At 65.5% G+C, this 12,982-nt stretch carries 13 protein-coding genes; 9 read left to right on the forward strand and 4 right to left on the reverse strand.

All coding sequences use genetic code 11. The annotated features are described in order from the left end of the window. From Q8J98_RS05420 to Q8J98_RS05460, 9 genes are all read left to right on the forward strand, one after another. Positions 1 to 1,320, forward strand: coding sequence for a GH1 family beta-glucosidase (locus tag Q8J98_RS05420; protein WP_305293477.1), 1,320 nt, complete (start codon positions 1 to 3; stop codon positions 1,318 to 1,320). Between the two features lie 4 nt (positions 1,321 to 1,324). Next, the gene (locus Q8J98_RS05425) at positions 1,325 to 2,302 is read left to right on the forward strand and encodes a glucokinase (RefSeq protein WP_305293478.1); all 978 of its coding nucleotides are present in this window, start codon (positions 1,325 to 1,327) and stop codon (positions 2,300 to 2,302) included. A gap of 105 nt (positions 2,303 to 2,407) precedes the next feature. Then, positions 2,408 to 2,686 (forward strand): STAS domain-containing protein, encoded by a 279-nt coding sequence (locus tag Q8J98_RS05430; RefSeq protein ID WP_305293479.1) that lies wholly within the window; start codon positions 2,408 to 2,410, stop codon positions 2,684 to 2,686. Then, positions 2,683 to 3,048, forward strand: a complete 366-nt coding sequence (locus Q8J98_RS05435) for a response regulator (RefSeq protein WP_305293480.1) — start codon at positions 2,683 to 2,685, stop codon at positions 3,046 to 3,048. Before Q8J98_RS05430 ends, Q8J98_RS05435 begins: the two co-directional genes overlap by 4 nt. A gap of 10 nt (positions 3,049 to 3,058) precedes the next feature. Further along, complete coding sequence (locus Q8J98_RS05440) at positions 3,059 to 5,158, forward strand: chemotaxis protein CheA (protein ID WP_305293481.1); 2,100 nt, start codon at positions 3,059 to 3,061, stop codon at positions 5,156 to 5,158. Between the two features lie 5 nt (positions 5,159 to 5,163). Continuing rightward, positions 5,164 to 5,631 carry a chemotaxis protein CheW gene (locus tag Q8J98_RS05445; RefSeq protein ID WP_305293482.1) on the forward strand — a complete coding sequence of 156 codons (468 nt, stop codon included), beginning with the start codon at positions 5,164 to 5,166 and terminating at the stop codon, positions 5,629 to 5,631. Then, on the forward strand, positions 5,628 to 6,506 hold the full coding sequence (locus Q8J98_RS05450) for a protein-glutamate O-methyltransferase CheR (protein ID WP_305293483.1): 879 nt from the start codon (positions 5,628 to 5,630) through the stop codon (positions 6,504 to 6,506). Before Q8J98_RS05445 ends, Q8J98_RS05450 begins: the two co-directional genes overlap by 4 nt. After that, positions 6,497 to 6,883: a response regulator gene (locus Q8J98_RS05455; RefSeq protein ID WP_305293484.1), complete on the forward strand. Its 387-nt coding sequence runs from the start codon at positions 6,497 to 6,499 to the stop codon at positions 6,881 to 6,883. Before Q8J98_RS05450 ends, Q8J98_RS05455 begins: the two co-directional genes overlap by 10 nt. Then, complete coding sequence (locus Q8J98_RS05460; protein WP_305293485.1) at positions 6,880 to 7,269, forward strand: hypothetical protein; 390 nt, start codon at positions 6,880 to 6,882, stop codon at positions 7,267 to 7,269. Before Q8J98_RS05455 ends, Q8J98_RS05460 begins: the two co-directional genes overlap by 4 nt. 97 nt (positions 7,270 to 7,366) lie before the next feature. Here the strand turns inward: Q8J98_RS05460 and Q8J98_RS05465 are convergent, their stop codons facing one another. The 4 genes from Q8J98_RS05465 to cysS all read right to left on the reverse strand — a co-directional run bounded on the left by Q8J98_RS05465 (position 7,367) and on the right by cysS (position 12,893). Then, entirely contained in the window at positions 7,367 to 8,410 is a 1,044-nt protein-coding gene (locus Q8J98_RS05465; protein ID WP_305293486.1) for a chemotaxis response regulator protein-glutamate methylesterase, read from the reverse strand. A 284-nt stretch (positions 8,411 to 8,694) separates the two neighbouring features. Beyond that, positions 8,695 to 9,471, reverse strand: coding sequence for a squalene/phytoene synthase family protein (locus Q8J98_RS05470; RefSeq protein ID WP_305293487.1), 777 nt, complete (start codon positions 9,469 to 9,471; stop codon positions 8,695 to 8,697). A gap of 106 nt (positions 9,472 to 9,577) precedes the next feature. After that, positions 9,578 to 11,200 (reverse strand): citramalate synthase, encoded by a 1,623-nt coding sequence (gene cimA / locus Q8J98_RS05475; protein ID WP_305293488.1) that lies wholly within the window; start codon positions 11,198 to 11,200, stop codon positions 9,578 to 9,580. Positions 11,201 to 11,324: 124 nt separating this feature from the next. Beyond that, complete coding sequence (cysS, locus tag Q8J98_RS05480) at positions 11,325 to 12,893, reverse strand: cysteine--tRNA ligase (RefSeq protein ID WP_305293493.1); 1,569 nt, start codon at positions 12,891 to 12,893, stop codon at positions 11,325 to 11,327. Positions 12,894 to 12,982: the final 89 nt, after the last annotated feature.

The following is a 12,982-nucleotide window of genomic DNA, read 5'->3' on the forward strand; positions in this document are numbered from 1 at the left end:
ATGCTGCCTTCGCGTTCCAGTTTTCCGCCCGGTTTCCTGTTCGGCGCCGCGACCTCGGCCTATCAGGTCGAGGGGCATGCCTTTGGCGGCGCCGGTGGCACACATTGGGATACGTTTGCCGCCACCCCCGGCAATGTAGTCCGGGCCGAAAACGGGGCGCGTGCCTGCGACCATTATCACCGCTGGGGGGAAGACCTCGATCTGCTCCGCGCCGGCAATTTCGACGTTTACCGTTTCTCCACCTCCTGGGCGCGGGTGATGCCCGAAGGGCGTGGGCGGGTGAATGCGGAGGGGCTCGATTTCTACGACAGGCTGGTTGACGGGATGCTGGCACGGGGGCTGAAACCCGCGCTGACGCTGTACCACTGGGAACTGCCCTCGCCACTTGCCGACCTTGGCGGCTGGCGCAACCGCGACATTGCAGGCTGGTTTGGCGATTTCACCGAGGTCGTGGCGCGCCGTCTGGGCGACAGGCTCTGGTCGGCGGCCCCGATCAACGAGCCGTGGTGCATCGGCTGGCTCAGTCATTTTCTTGGTCAACACGCGCCCGGCATGCGCGATATCCGCGCCACCGCGCGCGCGATGCACCATGTGCTGCTGGCGCATGGCACCGCGATCAAGGTGATGCGGGGCCTCGGGATGAAGAACCTCGGCGCGGTCTGCAACTTCGAATATGCCGCCCCCGCCGACGCCAGCCCTGAAGCCGCCGCCGCCGCGCAGCTTTACGATGCCTACTACAACCGCTTTTTCATCTCGGGAATGTTTCGCGGCGAATACCCGGCGGAACTGATGGCAGCCTTCGCGCCGCATCTGCCGGAGGGATGGCAGGATGATTTTGCCACCATCCGCGCGCCGCTCGACTGGTTCGGGTTGAACTACTACACCCGCAAGCTCATCGCCCCCGCGCCCGGCCCCTGGCCCGCGCACCGCGAGGTGGAGGGGCCGCTGCCCAAGACCGATGTCGGCTGGGAGATATTTCCCGAAGGGTTGCACCATTTCCTGAGGGTGGTGCAGGAATATACCGGCGAGTTGCCGCTTTATGTGACCGAAAACGGCATGGCGGCACCGGATCGGCTTGCGGCAGGTTCGGTTCAGGATGCCGACCGCATCGCCTATCTTGCGGCGCATCTGCGCCAATGCCAGCGCGCGATTGCCGAGGGCGTGCCGCTAAGGGGCTATTTCTGCTGGTCGCTGCTGGACAATTACGAATGGTCGCTTGGCTACGACAAGCGCTTCGGCCTCGTGCATGTCGATTTTGCAACCTTGCGGCGGGTGCCCAAGGCATCCTATCACGCTTTGGCAACCGCTTTGCAAAGGTAGGCCCATGCGCCAGCGCGACCGTTACGCCCTTCTGGCCGATATCGGCGGCACCAATACCCGCGTTGCGCTTGCCGAAGCCGGGCGGATGCTGCCCGAGACGATCCGGCGCTATGTCAATGCCGAACACACGGGGCTTGATGCGGTGCTGGCGGCGTATCTGGCGGCCGAAGGCGGCGTTGACTGCGCCGGGGCCTGCGTTGCGGCGGCGGGACCGGTGCATGATGGCGTTGCCAGCATGACCAATCTCAACTGGACCATTGATCGCAGTGAAGTCGCCCGCGCCACCGGGGCCGAGGTGGTGGCGGTGCTGAATGACTTGCAGGCACAGGGGCACGCGCTTGGCCACCTTGCGGCGTCGGCGCTGCGCCCGCTGGTGCGGGGCCGGATCGCGCCGCAGCCGGGAGCATCGCAGCTTGTGGTCGGCGTGGGCACCGGCTTCAACGCGGCACCGGTGCACGAAGCCCCGGGCGGGCGGCTGGTGGTTGCCTCGGAATGTGGCCACGCGGGCCTTCCGGTGCGCACCGAAGCCGACCTCAGATTGCTGCAATTCGTCGAAGCCGCGCATGGCTTTCCCGGCGTCGAAGATGTGCTTTCCGGGCGCGGGCTGGAGCGGCTTTTTGCTTGGGTCAGCAGCGAGGCGGGCACCCCGCGCGAGTTGCGCGCCGCCGAAATCATGGCGGCGCTGGCAGCGGGCGATGCGCTTGCGGAAGCCACCGGGCGGGCTTTCGTGCGCCTGCTTGGCACGGTGGTGGGGAACCTGTCGCTGATACATCTGCCCTATGGCGGGGTCTGGCTGATCGGCGGCGTCGCCCGCGCCTTCACCCCCTATATGGAGCGCTTCGGCTTTTCCGCCGCATTTCGCGACAAGGGCCGCTTTGAAGGCTTCATGCAGGATTTTCATGTTTCGGTCATTGAAGATGATTACGCCGCCCTGACCGGCTGCGCGCATTACCTGCAAGGGCTGATGCACAAAGCGGCCTGAGCGCATCAAGCCAATCTTAACCCGCGCATCCTAAGTCTGTTTCAGCGTGTTTCGAAAGGGCAACTGGGTGCGCATTTCCGTCACTTCTCCTGCGCGTGTCGCGGCATGAGTGCTGAACTTTCACTTGCCGCGCGGCTTGACCTCAACGCCGCCAGACCGCTGCATGCAGCACTGCTCGCCCACCGAGGCGACGATCTGGTGATCGATGCAGGGCGCGTGCAGCACCTGGGCGCGCTCGGGCTGCAATTGCTGCTCGCTGCGGCGCAGGGCGGGCGGCAGGCGGGCTTTGCCGTGTCCTTTGCCCGACGCTCGCCCGAGTTTGACGAAGCGCTGCGGCTGTACGGCGTGACCCTTGATGATCTGCAGGCGGGGCCGCGACCATGACCCTTACGGTTCTTGCCGTCGATGACAGCCGCACCATGCGCGACATGCTGAAACTGTCGCTTTCAGAGGCGGGTTTTACGTTGCATCTTGCGGAAGACGGCGTGCATGGGCTGGAAGTGCTTGCGGACATTTCGCCCGACGCGATCATTTCCGACATCAACATGCCCCGGCTCGACGGTTTCGGCTTCATCGAGGCGGTTCGGGCCCAAGCCAAGCATCGCACCACGCCAATTCTCGTGCTGACAACCGAAAGCGCGCCGGAACTGAAGGCCCGCGCGCGCGCTGCAGGTGCCACCGGCTGGATCGTCAAACCCTTCGATCCGCCGAAACTGGTCAAGGCGCTGCACATGGTTGCAGGCTGAGGGGGCGCGCATGACACAGGATCCGATGGCAGAAATTCGCGCCTCGTTCTTCGTTGAATGCGAGGAACTGCTTGAGCGCCTGCAAGACGCCCTGACGGCGATCGAGGCCGGGGACCACGACCCCGAAACGATCAACGTGGTGTTCCGCGCCGTGCATTCGATCAAGGGCGGGGCCGGGGCTTTTGCGCTCTTGCCGCTGGTGGCCTTCGCGCACCGCTTCGAGACCGTGCTTGACGCCTTGCGCTCCGGGCAGATGCAGCCCTCGCCCGAGGCGATCAAGCGGTTTTTTCAGGCCGCCGATCTCATGCAAGATCATGTCCGCGCCGCGCGTGATGGCACCGCCGGGCCTGCGAACGCCGATGAAGTGTTGCAGGCTCTTGAGGCGCTCGCCGGGCCGCCAGCTGAAAAGCCCTTGGCGGAGGTCGCGGAATTTCAGCCCTTGGCGCTTGTGCTTGATCTGGATGCTGACCCAGGCATTGCCGACAGCGCAGAACCGCAAACTGCCTGGCAGGTGTTCTTCGCGCCTCATGCGGCGCTTTACGCCACGGGCAACGAGCCGCTGCACCTGCTGCGCGCGCTCTCGGCGCTTGGCACCGTTGAGACGCGCTGTGCGTATCCGGCGGCACCCGACCTCATCGACCTTGACCCGGAAGCGGCGTGGCTCGCCTGGCAGATCACGCTTGCCGGCGAGGTAGGTGTCGATGATATCCGCGAGGTCTTCGACTTTGTGGAGGGTGTCTGCGCACTCGAAATCGGGCCGGCGGGCGGCACGAATGCTTGCACCCCGGGCGGGCAAACCGAGACGACACAACCCCGGCCTGCCGCACTGCACTTGCCCGCCGCCGAGGCAGCCCCGGCTCGTGCTTCAGGCCCGCCACCGCAGCCGACACTGGCAGCAAAGGCGGCAGAATCTGCCACCGTGCGGGTCGATCTTGAACGCATTGACCGCCTGGTGAACCTGGTCGGAGAGTTGGTCATCAATCAGGCGATGCTGGCGCAGAGCGTGGCTGAAGCCGGTCTGGCACCCAGTTCCGCCGTGGCGAACGGGTTAGAGGCCTTCATGATGCTCACCCGCGATCTTCAGGACAGTGTGATGATGATCCGCGCGCAGCCGGTGAAACCCCTGTTCCAGCGCATGGCGCGGATCGTGCGCGAGGCGTCGGCGGCAATCGGCAAGGAGGTGCGGCTGCACCCCGAGGGCGAAGCCACCGAGGTGGACAAGACCGTGATCGAGCGTCTTGCAGACCCGCTCACCCATATGGTGCGCAATGCCGTTGACCACGGTCTTGAAACCCCCGAGGCCCGGCAGCGCGCGGGCAAGCCACGCGAAGGCCTCGTCACGCTTCGCGCCATGCACCGCGCGGGCCGGGTGCTGATCGAGGTTGAAGATGACGGTGCCGGCATCAACCGCGCCAAGGTGCGGGAAATCGCCATCAGCCGCGGCCTGATTGCGGCCGATGCCGTGCTTTCGAATGCCGAGATCGACGCGCTTTTGTTCCTGCCCGGGTTTTCCACCGCCACCACGGTCTCGGCACTCTCCGGGCGCGGGGTGGGCATGGATGTGGTGCGGCAGGCGATCCAGTCGCTTGGCGGCAGGGTCACCATCACCTCGGATCCCGGCCTTGGGTCGAAATTCTCGATCTCGCTGCCGCTTACGCTTGCCGTGCTCGATGGCATGGTGGTGCAGGTCGCCGGGCAGAAGCTGGTGGTGCCGCTTTCGTCGATTCTCGAAACTGCCGCGCTGACGCAAGACGATATCCGCGCGCTCGGGCCGCAGACCCATGTCATTTCCGTGCGCGGCGCAATCGTGCCGCTCTACGATCTTGGCACCGAACTCGGTTTCCGCCAACCGCGCAGCAGCTATGACGGCAGCATCGTGCTTTTCTGCGTGCTTGATAACGGAAGCAGCGCCGCGCTTGCCGTCGATGCGATTCTCGAACAGCGGCAGGTGGTCATCAAGGGCCTGCAAAAGGCTTACGGGCATATTCCCGGCGTTGCCGCGGCAACAATTCTGGGCGATGGCCAGATCGCGCTGATCCTCGACCCTGCCGACCTGGTGCGCAGCGCCACCGGCCACACCCGCGCTATCGCCCTCGCGCTTGCAGGATGACCCGCATGACAGATCAGATCTTTGCCAATAGCGCTGCCGAGGTGGAACTCCTCTCCTTCCGCCTTGCCGATCAGGAATACAGCGTCGATATCATGTCGGTGCGCGAGATACGCGGCTGGACCCGGGCAACCCCGCTGCCGCATGCCCCCGCGCATGTGCGCGGCGTGATCAACCTGCGCGGGACCGTGCTGCCGGTGGTCGATCTTTCAACCCGGCTCGGCATGGCTCCGGTGGCGGGAGACGCGCGCAATGTCATCATCGTGGTGCAACTGGGCGGGCAGAATGCCGGGCTTCTGGTCGATGCGGTTTCCGATATCGTGGCGGTGCCGCGCGCCGCGCTGCGGCCGCCGCCCGACCTTGCCGCCGACGCGGCGCATAACTTCATTTCGGCGCTTACCATTCTTGATGGCCGCATGATCCGGGTGCTCAACCTTGCCGCAGTCCTGCCCGATGCCACGGTGGAGGCTGCATGAGCATTGCAGCTTCGCTTGCCGGGGCTCTGGCCCCTCCCGACGCCGCCGAGCTTGCGGAGATTGCCCGGCTGGTGCGCGAGGGCTCGGGCATCGTGATCGGCGCGGGCAAGGCGAGCATGGTCCAATCGCGGCTGGCAAAGCGGCTGCGGGCGCTCGGGCTGAAGGATTTCCGCAGTTACCTTGCGCTCCTCAACGCCCCCGAGGGGGGCGACGAACGCCGCCGGATGCTTTCGGCGCTGACCACGAATGTCACCCATTTCTTCCGCGAGAGCCACCATTTCGAGCAACTGCGCGCAACCGTCCTGCCGCCGCTGATTGCCCGGGCGCGCGCCGGTGGCGCGGTGCGGATCTGGTCGGCGGGCTGTTCCAGCGGCGAGGAACCCTATTCCATCGCGATGCTGCTGTGCGACATGGCCGACGATATCGCCGGCCTCGATATCCGCATACTGGCAACCGATATCGACCGCGAAATGACCGCGCTTGGCCGCGCCGCGCGCTATGCCGCCGCCGCAGCCGAAACCGTGCCTGCGGCGCTTGCAAGGCGCTTCATCGCGGCGGTGGGCGACCGTGTGGTTCTGCGTGACCCACCGCGCAGCCTGGTCAGCTTTCGCGAGCTGAACCTGCATTCCGCCTGGCCGATGCGCGGCGGCTTTGACATCATCTTCTGCCGCAACGTGGCAATCTACTTCGACACGCCCACGCAAGATGCGCTTTGGCTGCGGCTGGAAGCGGCGCTAAGGCCCGGCGGCTGGCTGTTTCTCGGGCATTCGGAGCGGTTGCCTGTCGGCGATCCGACCCGTCTTTCCTCCCAGGGCATCACCAGCTACCGACTGCCCGTAGCAGCCCCCGACCCGGAGCAACCGCCATGGCACTGAGGGATCAGTTGCGCATTCTGGTGGTGGACGACATGTCCACCAGCCGCGGCCTGATCATGCAGGCGCTCGACAGCATGGGCGTGCTCCAGGTGAGCTATGCCATCGACGGGCCGGGGGCGCTGGCGGCGCAGGAGAAAAGCCCGGTGCATCTGGTGATTTCCGATTTCAACATGCCGGGCATGGACGGCTTGCAGCTGTTGCAGGCGCTGCGCGCCAACCCGCGCAGCCGCGGCATCGGCTTCATCCTGATCACCGGGCGCGCGGATCGCGAGATCATCGAGGGCGGGCACAAACTCGGCATGAACAACTATTTGCACAAGCCGTTTACCCCGACAGACCTGCGCAGTTGCATCGAGGCGGTGGTGGGGCGGCTGTGAGCGGGAACCGGAATTTCGCGCAGGCGGCGGGACACCAGATTGCGCTCGGCGCGCTTTGCGACCGTGTCGGGGAAGAGCTCTTGCAACTGGCTGCGCTCTCGGCCGTGGTGCAGCAGGCGCTGTCGCTGTTTCATTTTGTCGAACACACCGATGCGGCGGCAATTCGCGGATTGCAAGGCATCGACCGCATTACCCAGTCGCTCGACGATCTTGCGCGCCTTGTCCAGGCACTGGCAGAACAGGTTCCGCCCGATCAGCGGTTGCAGATCGGCCCGCTGCTCGCCGGGCTGCGACTGCACGAGTTGCAAACCCGGCTCGGGATCGACGCAGCGCCTGCCCCGCAGGTTCCGTGCGTGCTTGCCCCGGGGGAAATCCACTGGCTCTGAGCCTCGGCTAGCAACCGGCCGGTCCGCTTCACACGGCAACCGCTAGGCGCGCCACCTTGGGTGTTTCAGGGTTTGTCGGGCAAGGGTTGCGCAAGCTTCACACCGCCATCCCCCGCTGAACCGCCAGCGCTTCACCGCGGGTCAGCGCAAGAATTTGCCGTGCCATATCGGCAATTGGCACTGCGGCCTCGGCGGCCCCAATGTGGAGCGCGGCGCGCGGCATTCCGAACACCACGGAGCTCGCTTCGTCCTGGGCAAGGCAGCGCGCTCCATTCTGGCGCAGCCGCAACATCGCGGCGGCACCATCGCGCCCCATGCCGGTCAGGAGCACGCTCAGGCACATTGGCGCGAGCGGCAGGGCGCTATCGAACAGAACATCGACCGAAGGGCGGTGCCCGTTCACCGGCTCGGCGCTGATCAGTCTGCAACGTGGCGGCGTGGCGGCCGCCAGCGCCAGGTGGTAGGCACCGCCGGGGGCAAGATAGACATGACCCGGCTCGATCGGCATCCCGTCTTCAGCCAGGAGCACGCGCGGCGCGAATTTTTGCGCAAGCCGCGCCGCAAAGCTGGCAAGAAAGCTCGGTGGCATATGCTGGGTGATGAGCGTTGGCGGGCAGTGCGCCGGGTAGCCCGCAAGCAGAGTTTCCAGCGCGTCAACCCCGCCGGTCGAGGCACCGATCAGCACCAGACGCCCATTCCAGCTGTAATCGGCCGGCGGAGCGGCTGTTGCGCGCGCACCAGCGCCATGCAGCCGCGCTTTTGCCGCCATGACCAGTATGTCGGGAAGGTGTTCAAAGCTTGCCGCAAGCGCGCTGCCGCCACCCTTGCCGATGCATTCGACAGCCCCGAGCGAAAGCGCCTCAAGCGCTGCGGCCCCGCCGCGCTCGGTCAGCGTCGATACCATGACCACCGGCATCGGCCTGAGGCGCATCAGTTTTTCGAGGAACGCAAGCCCGTCCATCCTCGGCATCTCGACATCAAGGGTCAGGACGTCGGGATTGAGCGCCTTGATCTTTTCGCGCGCCTCGAAAGCATCGGATGCCTCGCCGACAACGGTCAGGCGCGGGTCCCCGCCAATGCGCGCCCGGATCAGGCGGCGGATGGTGGGTGAATCATCAACGATCAGAACACGGACGGGCACAAAATCTGCTTTCGATGGTTTGCGTGAGGGCGGGCGGGAAAGCGTGCTTCGCAATTCTCGCAACCAAGGCCGGCCGGAATTGCGATGCCGGCGCTGCCGCCGATGATCGGGGGCCGCGAGCAGCGGCGCGCGGCGGCTGCGGGTGTCGGCTTGTTCGGCGATGGCAACAAGACCTCCTGAGCACCTTGGACGCGGCACGCGGGCAGGACTTGCCCATGTTGCAACCATTGCCGCGCTCAGGCGAGCTTTGCCGAGACTGTTGAAGAAAGGCTTAAGGCCTGCCGCTACCAGCGGCCGGTGAAGGCCGCAAGCATCAGGCCCGCGCGCCGTGCAAACTCCGAGGGTGCAAGCCTGCCTTCGGCGACCCGCTCCGGCGCGGCAGCGGCGCGGCGAAGCACGCCACGGGCAAGCCAGCCCGAAAACAGCGCCGGTGCCGCGTTGCGCGGCAGCGCAGCGCGCGCCTTTCGCGCAGCGGCGATGCGCGCAAGCCCCGCAAGCGCCTGCGCTTGCACGCTTTCCGCCGCCGGTTCCGGCAAAGGTTGCAGGCCGCGCCGTGACAGTTCCGGCACCGCAAGAAGCCAGTTTGCCGATCCCGCGCCAAAGGCGAAATCGCGCACCACGGGTTCGGCCGCGACCGGGGCACCAAGCGCCAGCGCCGCCGCCCACATCAGGTTCCCCGAAGTGGCGTCGAGATGGGCCGCAAGCGCCTCGGCCGAAGCAAATCCCTCGCGCCAGCACATGCAGCGCTGCGCTTCGGCCAGCGCCGCAAGCGGCACCGCAAGCGCCGGGGTCTCGGCCAACAGCGGGGCCAGGGCCTGCAACACTTCATGCTGCGGCGCAGCTTTGCCCTTTGCCAGATCGCCCAGCGCATCGACCCACCATTGCAGCCGCATCTCGGCCACCAGCGGCTCTGACGAGGCCCAAGGTGCTCGCGCCAGTTGCAGATTGAGCGCATAGATCGGCCAGAGCTGCGGCCGCGCGGCGGCGGGGGCCGCGAGCGTGGCGGCAAATCGGTCCGGGTCGTGCTGGCGGACGAGTTCGGCGCAGGCGCGCTGGCTCATCGCGCACCCACCCGGCGCAAGATCCCCCCAGCGGGCGGGGATGCGCCCTGGCGCGGCCCGCACCGCCGCAACCCACTGTAACGCGTGAAAAAGGCTTCGCTTGCTATCACGCCGGGGCCACCCCGTCGCGCAGCAGTTTCCAGACCATCGCATCCAAGAGCGCCTCGAAGCTTGCATCGACTATGTTGGGCGAGACGCCGACGGTGGACCAGCGCCGCCCCTGCCCGTCTTCGCTGTCGATGATGACCCGGGTCACCGCCTCGGTTCCGCCCTGGGTGATGCGCACCTTGAAATCCACCAGCTTCATGTCGTCGATGCAGGCCTGATAGGGGCCGAGATCCTTGGCCAGTGCCTTGGCCAGCGCGTTGACCGGGCCACGGTCGGAACCCGCCGCATCCATGCTTTCGGAAACCGAAAGCATCTTTTGCCCGCCGATCTTCACCACCACCACGGCCTCGGAAAGGCTCACCATGCGGTCATACTTGTTCTTGCGCCGCTCGACCGTCACCCGGTAGCGCTTGACCTCGAAGAAATCGGGCAAAAGCCCGAGTTCGCGCCGTGCCACCAGTTCGAAACTGGCCTGCGCGCCGTCATAGGCGTAGCCTTGGTCTTCGCGCTCCTTCACCACATCAAGGATGCGCGCGAGCCTCGGGTCACGCGGGTCGGCGACGATCCCTGCGCCAGCAAGCTGCGCCCGCAGGTTCGATTGCCCCGCCTGATTGCTCATCGGAATGAGCCGCGCGTTGCCGACCAGCGCGGGGTCGATATGTTCATAGGTGCCGGGGTCTTTCAGCACCGCGCTGGCGTGCAACCCGCCCTTGTGCGCGAAGGCGCTGGCCCCGACGTAGGGTGCCGAGCGCAGCGGCACCCGGTTGAGAATGTCATCCAGCATCCGGCTGAGCCGCACCATCCCGGCAAGCGAGGCCGTGCTGATACCGGTCTCATAGCGGCTGGCATAGGGTTCCTTGAGCAGCAGGCTCGGGATCAGGGTCGTGAGGTTGGCATTGCCGCAGCGCTCGCCAAGGCCGTTGAGCGTGCCCTGCACCTGCCGCGCCCCGGCGTCGATTGCCGCCAGCGAATTGGCCACCGCATTGCCGGTATCATCGTGGCAATGAATGCCGAGCCGGTCACCGGGAATGCCCGCCGCGATCACCTCGGCCACCACCCGGCCCACTTCGGCGGGCAGCGTGCCGCCGTTGGTATCGCAAAGCACGATCCAGCGCGCGCCGCCTTCCCGGGCCGCGTGCAGGCAGGAAAGCGCATAGCCGGGGTCGGCCCGGTAGCCATCAAAGAAATGCTCCGCGTCAAACAGCGCCTCGCGCCCCGCCGCCACCACATGCGCGATGCTCTCGGCGATTGCATCGCGGTTGTCGGGCAGGCTGACACCAAGCGCGGTCTTCACCTGATAGGGATGGGTCTTGCCGACAAGGCACACCGCCGGGCTGCGCGCGTTCAGCACCGCCGCCAGCACATCGTCGTTTGCCGCCGAGCGCCCGACCCGCTTGGTCATGCCGAAGGCGGTGAAGGTGGCGCGCGTCTCTGGGCGGCTTTCGAAAAACTCCGAGTCGGTCGGGTTCGCCCCCGGCCAGCCGCCCTCGATATAGTCCACGCCCAAAGCATCGAGCGCCTGCGCGATATGCAGCTTTTCAGCCACCGAGAATTGCACGCCCTGCGTCTGCTGGCCGTCGCGCAGCGTGGTGTCGAACAGGTAGAGGCGGGATTTGGTCATTAGCCTGCCTCCGCGCCACTGTTTCGCCCGGCGGCACGCCGGGCAGCGCCCGAACCGCCCCCCCGGGGCGGGCGCTTCTCGCCCCCCCCGGCGGTCCGGGGGCTGCCCTCTGCTGCGAGGGGGGTCATTTCAGGGCCTCCAAGATCTTCTTGCTGATCATTTTCTGGTATGCATTCGTCACTAGGAAAACAGAAACGTCGCTGCCCTCCAAGTAACTGCTGTCACCAAGAAACTCTCGTTTTTCCTGCAATGGCAATGCGTTGAAGTGCTCGAACACCTTGATTGCATCGAGTTTCGGTCTGAATCGACCATCGGGCATGTCTTCGATACTGATCCCGTGCTCAGAAAGCGCATTTCGAATGTTATCGGCGGTCTTGAAGTCTTTGTTGGCGCGAGCATCGGCTCTCGCGACGAGCACGGATTTCAGCGAGTCATATGCGGATCGAGCAACAGCCCATTCTCCCATTCCATCTTCCAGCAGCCCCAAGATCATCGCGGAAGCTCTTAGCGCAGCCAGATTCCCGGAATTTTCGCATTCATGAAGAACCGCAATGGCACCAGCTGTGTTGAGATCGTCTGAAAGAGCCTCAAGAATGGCAGGATGGGGATCCTGGCCCGCCGGAATACCCGCCACAAGCTCACGCCACTTCGCCAGCGTCGCCTCCGCCTCCCGCGCTTTCGCCTCCGTCCAGTCCATCGGCTTGCCGTAATGCGTCCCCAGCAGCACGAACCTTATCACCTCGCCCGGAACGCCCTTTTCCAGCAAATCCCGCACGGTGAAGAAATTGCCAAGGCTCTTGGACATCTTCTTGCCCTCCACCTGCAACATCTCGTTGTGCATCCAGACCCGGGCAAATTCGCCCTCGGGGTGCACGCACATGCTCTGCGCGATCTCGTTCTCATGGTGCGGGAATTGCAGATCAATACCGCCCGCGTGAATGTCGAATGTGTGCGGTTTCTCAAGCGCATTGCCTGACAGTCGCCCCGCCTCAATCTGCTTTTTCCAAAGCAGTTCCTCGCTCATCGCCGAGCATTCGATATGCCAGCCCGGCCGCCCCCGGCCCCAAGGGCTGTCCCAGCCCGGCAGATCGTCGCTTGACGGCTTCCAGAGCACGAAATCCATCGGGTCGCGCTTGTAAGGGGCCACCTCCACCCGGGCACCTGCGATCATGTCATCGACCGAGCGGCCCGACAGCGCGCCATAATCGGGGTAGCTGCGGACATCGAAGAGCACATGCCCCTCGGCCTCATAGGCATGCTCGCGCGCAATCAGACCCGCGATCATTTCGACCATCTGGCCGATGTATTCGGTCGCGCGCGGCTCATGCGTCGGCCGTAGCGCCCCCAGCGCGTCCATGTCGGCATGATACCAGCCAATCGTCTCCTCGGTGCGCTCGCGGATCAATGCCTCGAGCGTGCCCGCCGCCCCCGCCTCCTTGCGCGCCAGCGCCGCCGCGTTGATCTTGTCATCGACATCGGTGAAATTGCGCACATAGGTCACATGATCTGGCCCATAGACGTGCCGCAAGAGCCGATAGAGCACATCGAACACCACCACCGGGCGCGCATTGCCCAGATGCGCACGGTCATAGACCGTGGGGCCGCAAAGATACATCCGCACATTGGCAGGATCGAGCGGGGCAAACTCCTGCTTGCGGTGGGTCATCGAATTGGTCAGGCTTATCTTGGTCATGGCGGTCTCGTTGCTGCTCGCGGCGCGGTCTAGCAGGTTCGGGCGTTCAGCAAAACCCCGCGCGCGGTGGCGGGGGCCAGCCCCCGCAC

The organism is Phaeovulum sp. (assembly GCF_030684035.1).
Taxonomy (GTDB): domain Bacteria; phylum Pseudomonadota; class Alphaproteobacteria; order Rhodobacterales; family Rhodobacteraceae; genus UBA6213.

Coding starts and splice junctions, on each gene's coding strand:
- Q8J98_RS05420 (WP_305293477.1), top strand. CDS start 1: ATGCTGCCTTCGCGTTCCAGTTTTCCGCCCGGTTTCCTGTTCGGCGCC.
- Q8J98_RS05425 (WP_305293478.1), top strand. CDS start 1,325: ATGCGCCAGCGCGACCGTTACGCCCTTCTGGCCGATATCGGCGGCACC.
- Q8J98_RS05430 (WP_305293479.1), top strand. CDS start 2,408: ATGAGTGCTGAACTTTCACTTGCCGCGCGGCTTGACCTCAACGCCGCC.
- Q8J98_RS05435 (WP_305293480.1), top strand. CDS start 2,683: ATGACCCTTACGGTTCTTGCCGTCGATGACAGCCGCACCATGCGCGAC.
- Q8J98_RS05440 (WP_305293481.1), top strand. CDS start 3,059: ATGACACAGGATCCGATGGCAGAAATTCGCGCCTCGTTCTTCGTTGAA.
- Q8J98_RS05445 (WP_305293482.1), top strand. CDS start 5,164: ATGACAGATCAGATCTTTGCCAATAGCGCTGCCGAGGTGGAACTCCTC.
- Q8J98_RS05450 (WP_305293483.1), top strand. CDS start 5,628: ATGAGCATTGCAGCTTCGCTTGCCGGGGCTCTGGCCCCTCCCGACGCC.
- Q8J98_RS05455 (WP_305293484.1), top strand. CDS start 6,497: ATGGCACTGAGGGATCAGTTGCGCATTCTGGTGGTGGACGACATGTCC.
- Q8J98_RS05470 (WP_305293487.1), bottom strand. CDS start 9,471: ATGAGCCAGCGCGCCTGCGCCGAACTCGTCCGCCAGCACGACCCGGAC.
- cimA (WP_305293488.1), bottom strand. CDS start 11,200: ATGACCAAATCCCGCCTCTACCTGTTCGACACCACGCTGCGCGACGGC.
- cysS (WP_305293493.1), bottom strand. CDS start 12,893: ATGACCAAGATAAGCCTGACCAATTCGATGACCCACCGCAAGCAGGAG.